Below are 19197 nucleotides of genomic sequence, written 5' to 3'. Positions count from 1 at the left end.
GCGTTGTTCCACTGCTTGCGCGAGATCGTGAGTTGTGAAGCGAAGCAATGACAGTGCGCGGCCCGGATGAAGCGCAGCGCAATCCGGGGGATTTGCATCGCGAATCAACTGTCCCGGATTTCGCAGCGCTTCATCCGTGCTACGGGACGCTCAATAATATTTGTGGAAATGATGCACGGGCCCGTGGCCGTGACCGACAGTAAATCGGTCCGCCGCTGCGATCGCTTCCGTGATCCAGGCCTTGGCGTTGCGCACGGCGGTTTCCATGTCATCACCCTTGGCAAGACCTGCTGCGATCGCCGACGACAATGAGCAACCGGTGCCGTGCGTGTTGGCTGTGGCAATGCGCGGCACAGCCAGCGCGATGGAGCGCTCGCCGTCGATCAGATAGTCGATGCTCTCGGCGCCGTGCCCATGGCCGCCCTTGACCAGCACTGCGCGACATCCCATCGCCAGCAAGCGCCGGCCCTGGCTCTCGACGGCGGCCTCGCTCACGGCAACCGGCTCGCCCAACAGCGCCGCCGCCTCGGGCAGGTTCGGCGTGATCAACGATGCCAGCGGAAACAGCCTGGTCCTGAGCGCGTCGACCGCCTCGGCCGCGAGCAAGCGATCGCCCGAGGTTGCAACCATCACCGGATCGAGCACGACATGGCGCGGCGCCCACCGAGCCAATCCATCGGCGATCGCCGTGATCGTCTCGGCCTGCGCCACCATGCCGATCTTGACCGCGCCGACCGCAAGGTCGGAAAACACCGCGTCGATCTGCGCGGTGACGAACGCCGCAGGCACCGGGTGAATGCCGCTGACCCCCGTGGTGTTCTGCGCCGTCAGCGCCGTGATCACGGAGGCGCCGTACACGCCGAGCGCGGCAAAGCTCTTCAGATCGGCTTGGATCCCCGCGCCACCAGAGGAATCCGAGCCGGCGATGGTGAGTGCGATCGGCGTCATCGGATGGCGCAAGGGGTTAATCGGGATGAGCACATGGCCTGTCCTAGCGCGGCCTCCCATTGGCAGCAAGTTTGCTTGCCTTGACCGCCGGTTTTTGGCCTATTGTCGCAAAATCCCCGGAGACACAGCGATGGTTCCTTTCTTCGTCCAGATCAAATGCAAGCTCGGCCAGTCCTATACCGTCGCCAATGCGCTGGCAGAGGCCGAGATTGCGTCGGAGATCTATTCCACCGCGGGCAATTACGATCTGCTGGTCAAGTTCTACGTCGACCACGACACCGACATCGGTCATTTCATCAACGAGAAGGTCCAGGTGCTCCCGGGCATCCAGGACACCCTCACCATCATCACCTTCAAGGCGTTCGGCGCGACCTAGGATTCCTTCTTCTTCGGCTTCGGCGGTCCCTCGACCGGGGGCAGCGACTTGACGTAGTCGGCGATCGCATCGCGATCCCCGGATGAGAGCTGCGAGGTGTTGCGGATCACGCGCACCATCGATCCGCCGGCACTGTCGCCGTCCGGCGTCTGGCCGCTCTCGAGGAAATAGGCGATATCCTTCGCGCTCCAGTCCGACAGCCCCCTCTCGGTGATGTTGGGCACCCAGCCTTCGCCTTCCGGATTAGGCCCGCCAGCGAAGCGCTGCGCGCTGACGATGCCGCCGAGGGCATTGCGCGGGCTGTGACACTCGGCACAATGGCCAAAACTGTTGACGAGATAGGCGCCACGATTCCACTGCGCGGAGCGGCTTGCGTCGGCGACGAACGGCCTGCCGTCCATGAACAGCAATTTCCAGATGCCGATATTGCGGCGGATGTCGAACGGAAACGGCACGTCATGGTCGCGCACCTTGCCCGCGACCGGCGGCAACGTTTTCAGATAGGCGAACAGGTCCCTGACGTCCTTGATCCCAGCGTGCTGATAGGAGGTATAGGGAAACGCCGGGAAGTAATGCGTGCCCGACGGCGACGTGCCCTTCATGACCGCGGTGACGAAATCGGCCTCGCTCCAGCGGCCGATGCCGTCATTCGGATCGGGCGAGATATTCGGCGCGTAGAACGTGCCGAACGGCGACGGTATCGCGAGCCCGCCGCCGAGCTTCAACCGATCGTCCTGCTTCGGCACGGCATGGCAGGAGGAACATCCCCCGGCATTGAACGTTGTGAGCCCGTTCGCCAGGTTGGGCTGGTAGGCGGGCAGCGCACTTGCAGCAACGGTCGCGGGGATGGTCAGCCACCAGAACACGCCGAAGCCGACGATGCCCATCACGATGGAGAGGAGGAGAATTCGTCGCAGCATTCACTGATCCGTCATTGAAGCGCCTTGCAGCGAAGTGGGCACCGGTTCGCTCGAAGAAAGCACGTCTAAAGAGGTCGAGTCCCCTTCATCGTATCCGCTAGTATGAACGCAAGTCGGCACATATGCTTCCATCAAATTCTGCGCGGTCGCGGTCGATTTGGGAATAAATCCGAGAGACCAATGTTTTGAAACTGACACTAACGTGTGACGTCAACAGGGAGAGACCTATGCCGAACAAGACCATGCTTGCCACGCTGGTGCTGGGTGCTGCGATCGTATTCGCCGGCCCGGCCTTCGCCGAGAAGCTCAAGGCGACGCTGAACGGCAAGTCCGAAGTGCCGCCGAACACCACGGCAGGCACCGGCACGGCCGACATCGACTACGACGCCGCCACCAAGAAGCTGACCTGGAAGCTGACCTATTCCGGCCTGACCGGCCCGGCCACCGCCGCGCATTTCCATGGCCCTGCCGAGCCCGGCAAGAACGCCGGCGTCGCCGTCGCGATCCCGAACGCTGGCACGAGCCCGGTGGATGGCAGCGCGACGCTGACCGACGCGCAGGCTGCGGACCTCTTAGCCGGCAAGTACTATGTCAACGTCCACACCGCAGCGAATCCTGGCGGCGAAATCCGCGGCGAGGTGACGAAATAGGTCTCTAGACGTAATCCCGATAAGAAAAGGCCGACACAGCAAAAGGGCGGACGCTTCGCAGCGTCTGCCCTTTTCTCGCTGATCTCTGTGTGTTCGAACGAAGCGGCAATCAGCCCTTCTTGACGCGGTAGGTCTCGTGGCAACCGCCGCACTGCTTGCCGATGACGGGCAGTTCTGCCTTCAGCGTCTCGAGATCCCTGATCTTGCCCTTGGAGTCGCCGACGACCTTGGCAAAGCTTGCAATATGCTGCTCGAAGCCGGCCTTGTCCTCCCAGATTTTTGGCGAGGCTGAGTAATCGCCGTCTAGCTTTAGACCCTTGGTGCTCTCGGGGAACAGCGTCGGCAGCTTCTTGGCGGTGTCTTCGAACTGCGCCAATGCGGCATCGACGGTCGCCTGGTCGTAGGGCTTCTCGCCCTTGACCATCGCCGCAAGTGCGCCCGCGTTCTTGCCGTTGTCCTTCATCTGGCTCTGGGTCTGCTTGATCTGATCCTGCTGTGCAACGACTGCACCGGCACTGAACGCAAGCACCGCTGCGACGACGACGATCCGCTTCATCGGTAAAATCCCCTCAATTCCGGTTATCCCGCCCGCGACGTTGCGAGCCGGCTTGTTTGCAAACACCACGGGCGGACCTTCATTCCGCCTGGGGCACTTTATCAGAGATTATGCCGGCGTTGCGCCTCGCGGATCGCGATCCAGACCCGCTCGGGCGTTGCCGGCATGTCGATGTGATCGATCTCGTATTCGCGATGCAACCCCTCGACAATCGCATTGACAACCGCCGGGCAGGAGCCGATCGCACCCGCTTCGCCCGCCCCCTTCACGCCGAGCGGGTTGGTGGTGCATGGCACGTTGCTGGTTTCGAACACGAAGGACGGCCCGTCGGAAGCGCGCGGCAGCGCATAGTCCATGAACGTGCCGGTGACGAGCTGGCCGTCGGCCGAGTTGTACACCGCCTGCTCCATCAGCGCCTGGCCGATGCCCTGCATCGCGCCGCCATGGACCTGGCCCGCGAGCAGCAGCGGATTGAGCGTCACACCGAAATCGTCGACGATGACATAGCTGACGATCTTGATGATGCCGGTGGCCGGATCGATCTCGACCTCGGCGAGATGCGTGCCGTTCGGATAGGTGCCGTCGGCGCTGGAGAACGTCGCGCTCGCATTCATGTCGGAGGATTCGCCGCCCGGCCGTTTGGCGAGATCGGCAAAGCTGACGGAGCGGTCGGTGCCGGCGATGCGGACGCGGCCATCGGCAATCTCGAGGTCGCCCGCGCCGGCTTCCAGCGCCTGCGCCGCAAGCTCCTTGAGCTTCTCGCCGAGTTCGCGCGTCGCGCGCTGGACACTGACGCCGCCGGAGGGAATCGACGCCGAGCCGCCGGTACCGAGACCGGTCGCGATCCTGTCGGTGTCGCCCTGCAGCACATGAACGTGTTCCGGCGGCACACCGAACTGCTCGGCGACGATCTGCGCATAGGCCGTCTGATGGCCCTGCCCGCTCGACTGCGTGCCGATCAGGACGGAGATATCGCCATTAGGATCGAGCGCGACATTGGCGGTCTCCTCGCCCATGGTGCCGCAGACCTCGACATAGCTCGCCATGCCGATACCCCGCACCAGGCCGTCCTTCCTGGCAGCCTTGGCGCGCTTGGCAAACTCCTTCCAGTTGCCGATCTCCATTGCGCGCTTCATATGCGCGGCAAAGTCGCCGGAATCGTAGACCTTGCCGGTCGCAGTCTTGTAGGGCAGCGATTTCGGCGGAATGAAATTCTTCCGCCTGATGGCATCGGGCGTCATGCCGAGCTTGCGCGCAGCAGCATCGACCAGTCGCTCGATGACGTAGGCGGCTTCCGGGCGGCCGGCGCCGCGATAGGCATCGACCGGCACCGTGTTGGTGAACACCGTGCGGACGCGGCAGTGGAAGGCCTGGATGTCGTAGAGGCCCGGCAGCATGCCGGCGCCGCCATGCGGGATATAGGGCGCAAACGTCGAGAGATAGGCGCCCATGTCGCCCATCAGGTCGACATCCATGCCGAGGAACTTGCCGTCCTCCGCGAGCGCCATCTTCGCCGTCGTGAGGTTGTCGCGGCCCTGCGCGTCGCCCATGAAATGATCGGAGCGCTCGGCGGTCCACTTGATGGTCTTCTTCAATTTGCGCGCCGCCACCGCGATCAACGCATATTCGCGGTAGGGAAACAGCTTGGTGCCGAAGCCGCCGCCGACGTCGGGGCAGATCACCCGCATCTTCTCCTTCGGCATCTTCAGGATCATGTCGCAGAGGATCTCGCGCAGGCGATGGCTGCCCTGGCTGCCGATCGTCAGCGTCAGATGATCCTTCTTGACGTCGTATTCGGCGACCGCGGCGCGCGTCTCCATGAAATTGGTGATGACGCGCGGATTGATGATAGTGATCTCGGCGACCGCATGCGCTTTGGCGAGAGCATCTTCCGCGGCCTTCTTGTCGCCGATCGAGACATCGAACAGCACGTTGCCAGGCTTTTCGGGCCAGACCTGCGGCGCGCCTTTCTTCACCGCGTTGGCAAGGCCGGCGACGGCCGGCAGCGGCGTCCACTTGACATCAACAGCCTCGACTGCGTCGCGGGCATGATCGAGCGTGTCCGCGACCACGAAGGCGACGGCGTCGCCGACATGGCGCACTTCATCCTTGGCGAGGATCGGATAAGGCGGCGCGGTGAACGGATCAGTTTCGAGGTTGAACAGGCAGGGCAAGCCGCCGAGATCGGCGACATCGGCCTCGGTCAAAATCAGCGACACTCCCGGCATGCCGCGGGCGTTGGTCGCGTCGATGGTGAATGTCGCGTGCGCGTGCGGCGAGCGCAGCATCAGCGCGTGCAATGCGGGAGACGGTGCTACATCGTCGGTGTAGCGGCCCCTGCCGCGAATCAGCGCGTCGTCCTCTTTCCGGCGCACACTTTGACCGACGCCGAATTTGATGGGAGCAGCCATCTCATCTCCAATTGCCTTGGTTTGTTCGTCGCATATTGGCGTGGATGTTCCCGAAGCGCAAACCGCTTTCCGTGCGGCGTGGGGTGATCCCCAACCTGCTCCTATCCATTTGACTTAACAGGATAAACTAGCCCCGCCGAAGCGCGAACAGCCAGCCGCGGCCAAACAGCACCAGGATGCAGAAGGCGTAGACGAACGCACCGACCGCGATCAGCAGCACCAGGCTCAGCTCATCGCGAAACATTTGCATCGGCGCGAACAAGAAGGCCGCATAATGCGCGGTCGCCCAGAGGGCAGCAGCCAGCAAGAGGCCGGAGAGCGCGAACTTGGCGAACGAGCGAAGCAGCGCCCGGTCGAGATCGAGATAGCCGCGGCGCACGGCAAAGAACAGCACCAGCAGGAGGTTGATCCAGGCGCCGACAGCGGTCGCCAGCGCGAGCCCGACCTGCGCCAGCGTGCCCATCAACAGCACCTTGAGGAGGACATTGATGGCGAGCCCGGTCAGCGAGGCCTTCACCGGCGTTGCGGTGTCCTTTCGGGCGTAGAAAGCGGCGATTGCGCTGCGGATCATCACAAATGGAATGAGGCCGGCCGCGTAGGCTGCAAGGGTGGCGGCGGCGGCAGCAGCATCCGCCCTGGTGTAGGCGCCGTGCACGAAGACGGCGCGCACGATCGGAGCCGGTACCGCGATGAAGGCCGCGACGAACGGCATGGTTGCAAGCAGCGTCAGCTCGAAGGCCCGGCGTTGCGACGCCGCGGCGCCGGCAACGTCACTGGCCGAGATGCGCCGCGACATCTCCGGCAGCAGCACGGTCCCGACCGCGATGCCGATCACGCCGATCGGTAATTGATAGAGACGCTCGGCGTAATAGAGCGCCGCCAGCGCGCCGGCCGGCAGGAACGTCGCGATGATCGTATCGGCGAAAACCGCGACTTGCGTGCCCATCGAGCCCAGCGTGGCCGGGCCGATCGCACGGAAGAACGCGCGGACGTCCTCATCGAGGCGCGGCATTGCAAACCGCGGCAGGCCGCCGTGGCGTGCGAGATCGCCTGCAAGCAGGAAATATTGCAGGAAGCCGGATATCAGCACGCCCCATGCCGCGGCGTGACCGGCGGTCGGGAAGAATGCCGCCAGCGCCAGCGTCGCCATCATCGACAGATTGAGGAAGATCGATGCAGCCGCTGCTGTCGCAAAGCGCTGCATCACGTTAAGGATGCCGCCATAGAGCGTCACCATCGTGATCAGCAGCAGATAGGGGAACGTGATCCGCGTCAGCTCGATCGCGAGCTTGCGCTGCTCGGGCTCGTCGGTGAACCCGGGCGCAAGCACGCGCAGCGCCTGCGGCATGAACACCCAGGCCAGCACGAGCAGCACGAGCTGGGTCAGGAACAACAGCGTAAAGATGCGGTCGGCGAACAGCCGCGCGGAGCTGCCGCCGCCCTTGCCATGGACATGGGCATAGGCCGGGATGAACGCGGTGTTGAAGGCTCCCTCGGCAAAGATCGCGCGAAAATTGTTGGGAAGCCGCCAGGCGACCAGGAAAGCGTCGGCGATCGGTCCTGCGCCGAGGATCGCCGCAAGCATGATGTCGCGCGCGAGCCCCGTCAGCCGCGAAAGCAGGGTATAGCCGCCGACCGTGAAGATGCGCCCAAGCATGCGTGCTTCTAGCGCATGCGGTGGTGCAGAAAAACGATCAAATCACGCCTGAAGCGCGCCGCGCACAGCCTGAATGACGCGCTCCTGGCTCGCCTCGTCGAGATAGGCGTGCATCGGCAGGCTGATGACGTCGTCCGACAGGCTCTCGCTGACCGGCAGGCCGCCGTCGGCGACCGGGAAGTTGCGATAGGCCGTCTGCTGGTGCATCGACCTCGTGTAGTAGATTGCGGTCGGCACGCCCTGCGCCTTCAGCGCCCCGGCAAATGAGTCACGGTCGGTCCCCTTCGGCAGCCGGATGGTGTACTGCGCCCACACCGAGGTGCAGCCGGAGGCGAGATGCGGCACGGCGACGAGGTTGCCGAGCCCGCGGGAATAGCGCTCCGCCACCCGGTTGCGCGCGGCGATCTCGTCGTCAAATATCTTGAGTTTTTCGATCAGGATCGCGGCCTGCATGGTGTCGAGCCGCCCGGTCAGGCCGAGGCGGACATTGTCGTATTTGTCCGAGCCCTGGCCGTGGACGCGGATGCTGCGCAGCGTGTTCGCCAGTTCGTCGTCGTCGGTGAAGATCGCGCCGCCGTCGCCGAAGCAGCCGAGCGGCTTGGCTGGGAAGAAGCTCGTCGCGGTCGCAAGCCCGAAAGTGCCGAGCTTGCGGCCCTTGAAGCTCGCGCCAAACCCTTGCGCGGCGTCGTCGAGCACGAACAGGCCCTCGGCCTCGGCGACCGCGGCCACCGCGTCGTGATCGGCGCTCTGGCCGAACAGGTCGACCGGAATGATTCCGACCGGCTTCAAGCCGCGCGCCCGTGCGGTCGCGATGCCGCGCTTGAGCGAATTGACGTCGATGTTGAAGGTCGCCGCATCGACGTCAACGAACACCGGCGTCGCTCCAGTCAGCGCCACCGCCTCGCCGGTCGCACAGAACGTGAAGGACGGGCACAGCACCGCATCACCAGGCCCGACATTCTTCGCCATCAGCACCATCAGCAGCGCATCGGTGCCGCTGGCGCAGGTCACCACGTGCCTGGCCCCGCTGTACGCTGCGAGCGCCTTTTCCAGCGCGGTGACCTCCGGGCCGTTGATGAACTGGCAATGGTTGAGGACGCGGGCGACTGCCTCATCGATCGACTTGCCGAGCCGCTGGCGCTGCGCGGCAATATCAACGAAGGGGATGGGTTCTGGACGCATGTGCTGGTTCATGGAGCTCTTCGCGCGTGTTCTGGATGACAATCAGCCGGCGATGCGGCGCGGTCCCTTGCGCGCCGTCGAGGCGGCAGGCGTGATCGGCGATTCGAGGCAGCGGATCGCGATCTCGAGGCTCGCGACGCCTTCGTCGCCGGATACCGCGGGCACCTTGCCGGTTCTGACGGCATCGAGGAAGGCGATCAGTTCGGCGCGCAGCGGCTCGTCGTGGCCGACCGGCAGATGACGCATCGAATAGCTGCCGTCGGGCTTGAAGCCGAAGCATTCGGTGACCTGGCGCGTGAGCAGGTCGCCCATCACATATTTGCCGCGTGTCGCCACTGTCACGTTGCGCGCCTTGAACGGCGTCAACCAGTTGGTGTTGATGTGGGCGAGCACCCCGGAAGCGGTGCGGAACTGCAAGAGTGCGATGTCCTCGCGCTCGGCGATCGCGCTCGAGAGCTGCGGCTGCACCTCGATGATATCAGAACTCGGTGAACCAGCGGATCAGATCGATGTCGTGCACGGCGAGGTCGATCACGACGCCGACATTCGACATCCGCGGCGGGAACGGCCCGACGCGGGTAATGCCGATCGACAGGATGTCTTCGCCCGAGATCGCCTGCTTGATCGCGGCGACCGCCGGGTTGAAGCGCTCGACATGGCCGACCATCAGCGTCACGTTGGCGCGCTCCGCGGCAGCGACGATTTCGCGCCCCTCCTCGACGGTGGATGCGACCGGCTTCTCGACCATGATGTGGATGTTGCGCGCGATGCAGGCCAGCGCGATCTCGTGATGCAGATGAGTGGGCGCTGCGATCGTCACGGCATCGACCCCCTCCGCGAGGAGGTCGTCGAGGCTCTCGAAGGCGCGGCAGCCGACCATGTCGATGGCGCGAGCACGATGTTCCGGCAGCGGATCGACGATCCCGACCAGCACGACACCGGGCAGTCCGGCCAGCACGCGGGCATGGTTGCTGCCCATCACGCCGGCCCCGATCACGCCGACGCGCACTGCACGATTGATGTCAGACCTCGCGCCCGATGCGGACACTTTTGAATTCATATGCATTGACCCCAAGTGATTTTCTGGCGGGTATCCCGACTTCCCAGGCGCAACCCCGGCGCCTCAAGAAGAACCGGACGACGGCTTCGCATCCCGCACTTACGCTTTGGCGCGAACCCCGATCCGCTTCGTTGGCAGCCGCTATAGCACGCCGCCACAAATGTGGCGAATGGCAAGCACGAATTCCGGACACGTTTTGATTCAAAGAGTTACATCGTCCCGTTGGCGTTTTTTGGCATCGGAACCCACCTCAGGTACGCTGATAATCGTCCTCGATGCGGATGATATCGTCCTCGCCGAAATAGCTGCCGGTCTGCACCTCGATCAGCTCGAGCTGGATCTTGCCGGGGTTCTCCAGCCGGTGCACCGCGCCGATCGGGATGTAGATCGATTCGTTCTCGTGCACGGTCTTGACCAGTTCGTTGACGATGACCTGCGCGGTGCCGCGCACCACGATCCAGTGCTCGGAGCGATGGTGATGCTTCTGCAGGCTGAGCCGCCCGCCCGGCTTGACGATGATGCGCTTGACCTGGTGGCGGTCGCCATTGTCGATCGACTGGTAGGAGCCCCAGGGCCGGTGCACCTTGATGTGGCTCTCGGTCACCTCGGGCGCCGTCACCTTCAGTTTCGCGACCAGGCGCTTCAGCCCGTTGGCGTCCTGCTGTCGCGACACCAGCACGGCGTCCTGGGTCGCGACCACGACGAGGTCGTCGACGCCCTCCAGCGCGACCAGCGCGCGGTCGGTCGTCACGTTGCAGTTGCGGGAATCCTCGAACACCGCGACACCCCGCGCCGCATTGCCCTGACTGTCCTTGTCGGAGAGCTCCCAGACCTGGCGCCAGGAGCCGATGTCCGACCAGCCGCAGGCCACCGGCACCACCGCCGCATACGCGGTCTTCTCCATCACGGCATAATCGATCGAGATCGCCTTCGCCGCGGCAAAGGCCGCCGCATCAAGCTTGACGAAGCCGAGATCCCGCCCGGCCTTCGCCACCGACTGCTCGACCGAGGCGATGCTGTCCGCGTCGAAATTGCGATACTCATCGAGCAGCATCGCGGCGCGGAACATGAAGTTGCCGCTGTTCCAGAGATAGCCGGAAGCGATATAGCCTGTTGCGGTTGCGGCATCCGGCTTCTCGACGAACTTTGTGACCGCCCGCACCTCGCCTGCGACAACCTCGCCCGGGTTGATGTAGCCATATTCAGTGGCAGGCCGCTCCGGCTTGACGCCGAAGGTCACGATGCGTCCGGCTTCCGCCGCGACCAGTCCCTCGCGGCAGGCGGCAACGAAGGCATGGGTGTCGCGCACCAGATGATCGGCGGCGAGCGCCAGCACGACCGCGTCCCTGTCGCGTGTTTCGGCGAATGCCGCACCGGCCGCGATCGCGGGGCCGGAGTCGCGCCGCATCGGCTCCAAGAGCACATCGGCCTCGCGGCCGATCTCGGCCAATTGCTCCAGCACCATGAAGCGGTAGGCCTCGTTGGTGATCACGATCGGACGCTCGAACAGATCAGCATCCGCAACCCGCAGCAGCGTCTCCTGGAAGGTCGAGCGCGCCCCGAACAGCGACAGGAACTGCTTCGGATGCACCTCGCGCGAGGCCGGCCATAGCCGCGTGCCAGCACCGCCGCACATGATCAGGGGGATTATTCGCCGGTCCATCGATGCCTCAAGTCCTTCATATCCGCGCAAGTCCTGGCGAATGACACATCAAAATTGCGCGAACATGGTCGCGATGTCTGCTCGAGGAGCCGCGCCACGCAGCCGTGCCACGGAGCAATATCACGCGAATCCGGGCGCCCGGCCGGATTTTACTTTAACCGCCCTGTCAGGCTGGTCGCAAGCGCCGGCGGTACGGCTATTGCCAGATCGGCGCGAAAACCATACCAAGGCGACGAATTCGGCCGCGCGAAGGCGTTTTGCGCTGTTTTTGACACATTCTGAAACTCGGCAAGCGCGGGCGAAATGCGCGGGATCCTGCTTTCTATCGTCAAGATACTGATCTCGGCTGCGCTGCTTTATCTGTCGCTGCGCAAGGTCAATCTGTACGACCTCGCCTCGCGCATCCGGGTCGACAGCCTGGGCTGGCTCGCGCTGGCGATCGCGGTCACCTTCCTGCAGATCTTTCTCGGCGTGCTGCGCTGGCGGGAGATCAGCGTCGAATGCGGCGCGCCGCTGGAGACCGGTCAGGCGATGCGCTTCAACGTGATCGGCACCTTCTTCAACCAGACGCTGCCATCATCGATCGGCGGCGACGCGGTGCGGCTGTGGCTCGTCGCGCGCGGCGGCGCGGGCTGGCGCGCAGCCACCTACTCGATCTTCGTCGATCGCGCGATCGGACTTATCGCGCTGGCCGTCCTCATCGCCGCGACGCTGCCGTGGAGTTACCGGCTGATTTCCGATCCCCGCGGCTGGTCGGCATTGCTGCTGCTGGATCTCGCCGCACTCGCGGCCGGATTTGGATTTCTGCTGATCGGCATGTTGCCGTGGCCCTGGTTGAAGAGCTGGTGGGCGACGCATCACGTGCATGCCTGCGCTGTGATCGCGAACCGGGTGTTGTTCAGCCGCGACCGCGGGCTGAAGGTCACGGTGCTTTCCCTGCTGATTCACGCGGTGACCGCCGTGATCGGCTGGTGCGTGGTGCAGTCGATCACAGCCCCGGTGACATTCGGCCAGCTGTTCCAGCTGTTGCCGCCGGTGATGCTGATCACGATGATGCCGATCTCGATCGCGGGCTGGGGAGTGCGGGAAGCCACCATGGGGCTGGCCTTCGGATATGCTGGATTGATCGCCAATGAAGGCGTCAACGTCTCGCTGCTGTTTGGCGCGGTGTCGTTCGTGGTCGGCGTCTTCGGCGGCCTGGCCTGGATCCTGAGCCCGGAAAAAGCCGCCAGGGGCGCTGAGCCGATCGAAGTGCCCGGATCAGAATAGGCCGTCGACCAGTATGACCCATTTTGAAATCCTGCTGTCGTTGATTGCGGCGATCCTGGCTGCATCGGTCTCGGCGGTCGTCATCCAGGCGACGCGGCCGCTGCTGCTGCGCGTGGCGCTGGCGAAACCGAATGCGCGATCGTCGCACCGGGTTCCGACGCCGCAAGGCGGCGGCATCGCGGTGACGGCGGCAACGCTGCTCGCCGGCGGGATCGTCATCACGCTCGCGGGCTCGCCGGACCTGTCGATTCCGTTCGCCGTGTTCGCGGCCTGCCTGTTCATCGCCGTGGTCGGTTTCGCCGATGACGTCCGGTCGCTGCCGGTGGTTCCGCGGCTGCTGCTGCAGGCCGCAGCCGTCGCCGCCGTGGTGTTCGCGGCGCCGGACGATCTCCGGATCGTTGCCGCCTGCCCGCTATGGCTCGAGCGCGCCTTGCTGCTGGTCGCCGGCCTCTGGTTCGTGAACCTCGTCAACTTCATGGATGGGCTGGACCTGATGACCGCAGCCGAGGCCGTGCCGATATCGGCGGCGGTCGCCCTGCTCGGCATCTTCGGCCACGTCCCGGCTGCGACGACGATCGTCGCCGCCGCGCTGTGTGGCGCCCTGCTCGGCTTCTCGCCGTTCAACCGGCCCGTCGCTAGGATCTTTTTGGGCGACGTCGGCAGCTTGCCGATTGGCCTGCTGCTCGGCTGGTGCCTGCTGGAACTCGCGCTGCACCAGCAATTCGCCGCCGCGCTGCTGCTGCCGCTGTATTATTTGACCGACGCGACGGTTACACTGCTTTGCCGCGTGGCCCGGCGCGAGCCGTTCTGGGCCGCGCATCGCTCGCACTTCTATCAGCGTGCGACCGATAACGGATTTACCGTGTGGCGCGTCGTCAGCGAGGTGTTCGGGCTCAATCTCGCGCTGGCATTGCTCGCGGTCGTAGCCGTCGCCCTCCACTCGCTAGCCGCCGACATCGCCCTGCTCCTGGCCGGCACGCTCGCGGTCACCCTCATGCTCCGCCGGTTCTCGCGAACGCATACCTGCTGATCGAGGTAATGCTCAGCGCCGGTCCGATCAAATCTCCTGGTTCAGCGCGCGCTTCAACCCTTCATCGAGGCTGAGCGGTGGCCGCCATCCGATGGTCGCGGCCTTGGACAGATCGAGCTCGAGCGACCCCAGCAAACTCTCGTGGACCTCCTTCCGGCCGCTGGCCTTGAGCATCGCGCTCAAGAGCGGTGTCGGCATCCGGAACAGGCGCGGCGAGGTCCGCGCCGCACGAGCCAAGCGCTCGATGAACTCCCCGGTCGACACCTGTTCGCTGTCGGCGATCAGGAAAACGTCGAAAGCCTCGCCCGGATGCGACAAACGGTACAGCACGAACGACGCCAGGTTCTCCGCAGACAGGAACGCACGGCGGTTTTTAACCGTAGCCAGGGGAAGCGGGATGCCGCGCCTCACCGCCTTCTCCAGCAGCGCGAAATTCCCCTTGCCCCCAAAGCCGTAGATGAGCGGCGGACGGATCACCGTCACCCGCATACCGCTCCCCGCGATCAGCTCCTTCAAGCCGGCTTCCGCGGCGGCTTTCGATGTTCCGTAGAGACCGCGCGGCGTCAGGATGTCGTCCTCGCGAAACGGCGGACGTCCGTTGCTGCTGCGCCCGTGCACCAGGATCGTGCTGACGAAGATGAAATCGCGCACCCCGGCCGCGATCGCGCAACGCGCCAGATGCAGCGTGCCCTCAACATTGACGTTGTGGTAGAGTTCGTGCGCGTGCTCCTCCTTTCGGTGATGGACGCGCGCCGCAAGATGCACCACTGCATCCGCGCCGGCAAGCGCAGCCTGCCACTCGGTGGTCGGCCCCAGCGCGCCGATCACCACGTCGCTGGCGTCCTCGGCGGAGCTTCGAAGCGCACGCCGGACCATCCAGCCATTGCGAGCGAGCTCGGGCGCGATGTGGCGCCCGACAAAGCCATTGGCGCCCGTCACCAGCACCCTCGGCCGGCCGGCCGTCATCGCGCCTGCCCCGCATTGCCCAGCAGGTCGTGAACCAGCGCGGCGTAGCTGCCGAGCGCGCGCTCCGGACTGAAGTTCCGCGCCGTTGCGACCGCGCGTTCGGCCATCGCGGAATCCTGGGCCTGCGCGGCCTGCTTGACCGCGGCGGCGAGCAGATCGGGTCTGCCGGGTGTCACGACCCAGCCCAGCCTGTTGTCCTTCACAATTAGTGCAGCCTCGGCCTCAGGTTCGGAAACGAGAATGACGGATCGTCCCGTCGCGAGCAGATTATAGAACCGGCTCGGCACCGACACACCGGCGACATCCTTGCGGTAGGGAATGAGCCAGACGTCGGCGCTGGAGAGTAGCGCATCCAGATCCTTGTCCGCAACGCGATCGACCAGCGTGACGTTGGCGAACCGAGCTGAGGCTTGCATGTCTTTCAGCCGGTCAAATCCGATGCCCCAGCCAGAGAGCAGGAAATGGATATCTCGATCGCCGCCGAGCTGCCGCGCCGCCTCGAACACGGTGTCAGGATCATGGGTGAAGCCGAGATTGCCCGACAGCCCGACCACGAAGCGGGCGGCGAGCGTCTTGCGAAACGGATTGTCGGGATTGAGGGGTCGAACACCCGGTGCGAGCGTGGTCCAGTTCGGAATGAACCTGATCTTGCCCGGTGTCATGCCGCGATAGCGCAGCACTAGCTTCTCGGCGTCGCGCCCGATCACGATGACCGCGCTCAGCGCGTGGAACATCAGCGCATTGATGGCGCGCATCGCCCGCGCGACCGGCGAGGTTGACCGCAGCAGACCGGCCATGATCAGCACGTCGGGAAACAGATCATGCAGGATCAGCACCGACTTCGCGCGCTTCAATCGCGCCGCCGCCGCCACCGCGTAGGGCAACACGAAGGGCGCGGTCACCGTCAGCGCCACGTCACCGCGCTTGAGCCGCCTCAGCAGCGCAAAAAAGATCCGCGCCGTGAACAGCGCCTCCGCCATGGCGCGCTTGACCAACGCCGCCTTGCTCGGCAGCCAGCTCCTGACCTCGACGACGGTCGGCCGTCCCGGCGCCGGCGCGCGCACCGAGCCCGGCATGCCGGAGACCACCATCACCTCTGCATCCTGTGCGATCCGCTCGGCGACTGCAGCCATGATCACGGCGGTGGTCGAATGATCCGGCGGATAGTGCTGGCTGACAACGACGACTTTGTTGGTCTTGGGCATCAATGGCTTTCGAAACGATCTCACCACGCCCATCACGATCAGGCGGCGTTCGATCCGAATTCAGGCACGGCATCCTTCAGAACGGCGCGAATGGTCACCCGATCGTCCCTGGCGATCGCATCCTCCAGCGCTGCTAGCCATTTCCGCAGCGTCGACATCGGTGGCTGGTTCGGCTTCGCGGCCATGATCCCGGCCACACCAATCTCGATCGTCGGCTCCTGGCTTGCGAACATAATCTCGTTCAGCCGCTCGCCAGGACGAATACCACTGAACACGATCTCGATATCGACTCCGGGCTGCAGACCGGACAGACGGATCATTCGCTCGGCGAGATCGACGATCTTGACAGCCTGTCCCATATTCAGAACGTAGACCGAAACGTCGGGTCGAGCCGGCGTCAGCGCGTGTGTCGCCGCAGTGAGGACAAGATCACAGGCCTCGCGGATCGTCATGAAGTAGCGGACCATGTCAGGATGCGTCACCGTGATCGGACCACCGGCCTCGATCTGAGCTTTGAATTTCGGTACTACTGAGCCATTTGACGCCAGCACATTGCCAAACCGCACCGAAATCAAACGCATGTGCAGCTGCCCGCCCGCCTGCGCCATCAGATCGTGGTCGAGCGCCTGGCAGTACATTTCGGCGAAACGCTTGGTCAGACCGAGCATCGACACCGGCTCAATCGCCTTGTCGGTCGAGATCATTACCATGGCGGTAGCGCCCGCAGCGAGTGCAGCGTCGGCGACGTTCACCGAGCCGAAGATGTTGGTCTTAACCCCCTCGCTCCAGTCGCGTTCCAGGATCGGCACATGCTTGAGCGCCGCGGCATGGAACACGATGTCCGGCTTGAACTCGCCCATCAGCCGCGCAAGGCGCTCACGATCCCTTATGTCGGCGATCCTGCCTTCGATCGCAGCACCGGTATCCCGGGCGGACAGCGCTTCGGTGACAGCATAGAGTGCCGGTTCCGAATTTTCGATCACCAGCAGACGTGATACGCCAAAGGTCGCAACCCGATCGCAGATTTCCGCGCCAATCGAACCGCCGCCGCCCGTCACGATGACTGACTTCCCCTTTACCAGCGTCTCGAGTCGGGCGTAGTCGATCTTCTCGCTTGGGCGCAGCAGCAGATCCTCTACTGCGACATTCGTTAGCCGAGGCGCATCGCCGCCTTCCAGCGACGGCAGACGGCTGATGATCAGTCCAAGCCGCTTGGCGCGCATCAGAACGCTTTCCGGACGCGCGTCCGGCTCGAACGCCGATGGCATCATAACGACGCGCTTTATCGGCCTGTGGCGAGATTCGAAGTCGCGAACTACGGTTTCGATATCATCGACACCGCCCAGGACCGGAATGTTGCGAATCATCTGGCCGCGATCGGACGCCGAGGGAGACAGCACGCCAACTGGCCACAGCCGCTTGATGGCGCCATTCTCGATCCCGCGCACCACAACCTCCGCGTCGGCGGTACGGCCAACAAGTAACGCGGGCGCGGCGTTTTCGGAGCGCGCATGATGACGGGTACGCGAATAACGGAAATAGCGATAGCCGAAGCGGAAGGTGCTCAGTGAAAACACCTCAAGGAAGAAAAAGAGAACAATCGTGACGCGGCCAAACAGAACCGGTACTTGAGACGTCGGCGCGACAAATATGTAGCCATAGTCAAGTATCACGAGCGTCAGCGTTAACGTTAGGGAGACACGCAAAAAGTTGAGCGCGTCGGGCAGCGACGCGAACCGCCACTTTGCCGTGGTCAGATTAAAAAAATAGCAAACAAGCACGCTGAACAATACAAACCAGGGCAGGATTCGAAGTAACAACGGCAGCCGCTCTGTGAGAAGGTCGCCTTCGAAACGCAGATAAAAGCTCGCCAACAACGCAAACGCCGTAGCGATCGCGTCGTGGGCAACGATCAGGGCATTGCGCAGCGTGAGCTGTGAAAGACGCGTCATGTGTCGAAAGACTATCGGCAGCTTTGCATTTTGCGGCGAGACACCAGAGAAGAGATTGAGGCTCATAGCGCATCTGCTATGCACATGCTAGTGATCGTCAACGTATGGACCCTCAGGTTCCAGGCGTGCGGTTGATCGTGCTCTCACCACCATGCCGCCGGCCACTCCGACACCCAGCACATACATCCAGCCTTCATGAAAATCGAAGACGTGGGAATTGAACAACGAAGTAAAGATATTCTGAACTGCGACGAGGAGGCCGAGCCAGTTGGCGAGCCCGTCGCCGCGGAACAGCAGCAGGTGTAAACCCCACATTGCATATAATACGGCGACGCCGACAATGCCCCACTGAACCGCGACGTTCAGCGTCTGATTGTGCGGGTTGCCGATCACCTCGCTCGAAGCCTGGTTCTGGCCGGTCGCGACACGCTCGAACAGGCCCCGCGTCGCCCCCGTCCCGTGGCCGATCACGGGCGCCTCGGCAAAGAAGCTGAGCGACTTGCGCCAGAACTCGAGCCGCAGGCCGATCGACGTCGGCAAGTTACTTTCTTTGTAAAGCTGGTAGTCGCGCGAGAAGGTCTCGGTGGTATGTCGCAACGGGGGTGAGCCGTACCAAGCTACAACGCCGAGCATAGCGATCGCGGACAGGATCAGCGCGATACTGCGCCAGCGCAGATGAAGCAGCGCAAATACCGCAAACATAATCGGGACTGTGACCAGCGCAGTCCGCGACACCACCACGAAAGCCATGTTGGCAAAGAAGCTCAAGGCGACCGCGATCAACAGCAGCGCAAGCGCGGTCCGTTTCTCCCGCAGCAGCACAAAGATGGGATAGGCGAGCGCAACCGCACAGAGTGTAAATTCCTGGCTCTGGTCGATATAGTTCTTGACGAAGATGCCTCGCTCGAGGCCGTTCGGCGGCTTCAGCGAAAGGCTCGGATGCAACAGTACCAGCCAGGACATCAGCATCAGAAGCGTGCACGAAACGAGGAAGGCCGCGAAAACCCAGGTGCCGCGCGTCGATCGTTCGAAATGATACAGCAGCACCGGCAGCACGAGGAGCTTCGCCGTCGGACCTACCGCATAGAGCCGCGCTCCCCAGGCGGCGTCCGACCAGAGCGTACCGGCGAGCGCCAGCACGAACAGCGCAATCGGCGCTGCGCAGATCGGCCGCTTCAAATGTGCCCCGAATGCCTTCACGTCGAGCGTGGGTGCGACCGTGATCAGCAGCACTACGCCGAAGATACCGACCGCCGAGGTCGACCATGGCAGAGACAGCGCGGTCAGAACCACGACAACGTCGGCAGCCGCCATCCAACGGGCCGGATCGCGCCAGGCCCGCAGGCCCGCAG

The 19197-nt window shown here is 63.9% G+C and carries 15 protein-coding genes and 1 pseudogene; 4 read left to right on the top strand and 12 right to left on the bottom strand.

Translation table 11 applies throughout. The features are described 5' to 3' along the window. Positions 1–150 precede the first annotated feature (150 nt). Positions 151–948, bottom strand: coding sequence for a bifunctional hydroxymethylpyrimidine kinase/phosphomethylpyrimidine kinase (gene thiD / locus ACP2YO_RS16530; protein ID WP_426443220.1), 798 nt, complete (start codon positions 946–948; stop codon positions 151–153). Positions 949–1078: 130 nt separating this feature from the next. On the opposite strand from thiD, the gene ACP2YO_RS16525 reads away from it, so the two are divergent. Beyond that, positions 1079–1324 carry an Lrp/AsnC ligand binding domain-containing protein gene (locus tag ACP2YO_RS16525; RefSeq protein WP_426441767.1) on the top strand — a complete coding sequence of 82 codons (246 nt, stop codon included), beginning with the start codon at positions 1079–1081 and terminating at the stop codon, positions 1322–1324. Here ACP2YO_RS16525 and ACP2YO_RS16520 read toward each other — a convergent pair. Beyond that, positions 1321–2244 (bottom strand): c-type cytochrome, encoded by a 924-nt coding sequence (locus ACP2YO_RS16520; RefSeq protein ID WP_426441766.1) that lies wholly within the window; start codon positions 2242–2244, stop codon positions 1321–1323. The two genes, ACP2YO_RS16525 and ACP2YO_RS16520, sit on opposite strands and share 4 nt — an antisense overlap. 227 nt (positions 2245–2471) lie before the next feature. Between ACP2YO_RS16520 and ACP2YO_RS16515 the strand changes: the two genes are divergently transcribed. Then, a complete protein-coding gene (locus ACP2YO_RS16515) occupies positions 2472–2894 on the top strand; it encodes a CHRD domain-containing protein (protein WP_426441765.1) in 423 nt (140 codons plus the stop codon). A 109-nt stretch (positions 2895–3003) separates the two neighbouring features. On the opposite strand, the gene ACP2YO_RS16510 is transcribed toward ACP2YO_RS16515, so the two are convergent. The 6 genes and pseudogenes from ACP2YO_RS16510 to ACP2YO_RS16485 all read right to left on the bottom strand — a co-directional run bounded on the left by ACP2YO_RS16510 (position 3004) and on the right by ACP2YO_RS16485 (position 11423). Then, positions 3004–3450, bottom strand: a complete 447-nt coding sequence (locus ACP2YO_RS16510) for a c-type cytochrome (protein ID WP_426441764.1) — start codon at positions 3448–3450, stop codon at positions 3004–3006. Positions 3451–3551: 101 nt separating this feature from the next. Further along, positions 3552–5861 carry a xanthine dehydrogenase family protein molybdopterin-binding subunit gene (locus ACP2YO_RS16505; RefSeq protein ID WP_426441763.1) on the bottom strand — a complete coding sequence of 770 codons (2310 nt, stop codon included), beginning with the start codon at positions 5859–5861 and terminating at the stop codon, positions 3552–3554. A gap of 127 nt (positions 5862–5988) precedes the next feature. Then, on the bottom strand, positions 5989–7518 hold the full coding sequence (murJ, locus tag ACP2YO_RS16500; RefSeq protein WP_426441762.1) for a murein biosynthesis integral membrane protein MurJ: 1530 nt from the start codon (positions 7516–7518) through the stop codon (positions 5989–5991). Between the two features lie 42 nt (positions 7519–7560). Next, positions 7561–8712: a DegT/DnrJ/EryC1/StrS family aminotransferase gene (locus tag ACP2YO_RS16495; RefSeq protein WP_426441761.1), complete on the bottom strand. Its 1152-nt coding sequence runs from the start codon at positions 8710–8712 to the stop codon at positions 7561–7563. Between the two features lie 30 nt (positions 8713–8742). Continuing rightward, positions 8743–9760 (bottom strand): annotated as a pseudogene (locus ACP2YO_RS16490) (Gfo/Idh/MocA family oxidoreductase). Positions 9761–10010: 250 nt separating this feature from the next. Continuing rightward, complete coding sequence (locus tag ACP2YO_RS16485; protein WP_426441760.1) at positions 10011–11423, bottom strand: mannose-1-phosphate guanylyltransferase/mannose-6-phosphate isomerase; 1413 nt, start codon at positions 11421–11423, stop codon at positions 10011–10013. Between the two features lie 303 nt (positions 11424–11726). On the opposite strand from ACP2YO_RS16485, the gene ACP2YO_RS16480 reads away from it, so the two are divergent. Continuing rightward, positions 11727–12692: a lysylphosphatidylglycerol synthase transmembrane domain-containing protein gene (locus ACP2YO_RS16480; protein WP_426441759.1), complete on the top strand. Its 966-nt coding sequence runs from the start codon at positions 11727–11729 to the stop codon at positions 12690–12692. A 13-nt stretch (positions 12693–12705) separates the two neighbouring features. Continuing rightward, positions 12706–13722: an MraY family glycosyltransferase gene (locus ACP2YO_RS16475; RefSeq protein ID WP_426441758.1), complete on the top strand. Its 1017-nt coding sequence runs from the start codon at positions 12706–12708 to the stop codon at positions 13720–13722. 27 nt (positions 13723–13749) lie between these two features. Here ACP2YO_RS16475 and ACP2YO_RS16470 read toward each other — a convergent pair whose 3' ends face one another. From ACP2YO_RS16470 to ACP2YO_RS16455, 4 genes are all read right to left on the bottom strand, one after another. Further along, the gene (locus ACP2YO_RS16470; protein ID WP_426441757.1) at positions 13750–14688 is read right to left on the bottom strand and encodes an NAD-dependent epimerase/dehydratase family protein; all 939 of its coding nucleotides are present in this window, start codon (positions 14686–14688) and stop codon (positions 13750–13752) included. Further along, on the bottom strand, positions 14685–15893 hold the full coding sequence (locus tag ACP2YO_RS16465; protein WP_426441756.1) for a glycosyltransferase family 4 protein: 1209 nt from the start codon (positions 15891–15893) through the stop codon (positions 14685–14687). Before ACP2YO_RS16465 ends, ACP2YO_RS16470 begins: the two co-directional genes overlap by 4 nt. 38 nt (positions 15894–15931) lie before the next feature. Then, on the bottom strand, positions 15932–17845 hold the full coding sequence (locus tag ACP2YO_RS16460; RefSeq protein WP_426443219.1) for an SDR family NAD(P)-dependent oxidoreductase: 1914 nt from the start codon (positions 17843–17845) through the stop codon (positions 15932–15934). Positions 17846–17932: 87 nt separating this feature from the next. Next, positions 17933–19159, bottom strand: a complete 1227-nt coding sequence (locus ACP2YO_RS16455; protein ID WP_426443218.1) for an O-antigen ligase family protein — start codon at positions 19157–19159, stop codon at positions 17933–17935. Positions 19160–19197 lie beyond the last annotated feature (38 nt).

Origin of the sequence: Bradyrhizobium genosp. P (assembly GCF_049949265.1) — a bacterium.
GTDB lineage: Bacteria > Pseudomonadota > Alphaproteobacteria > Rhizobiales > Xanthobacteraceae > Bradyrhizobium.
The sequence above is the reverse complement of the archived record's forward strand: the minus strand, read 5'-3'. Positions and strand labels throughout refer to the sequence as shown.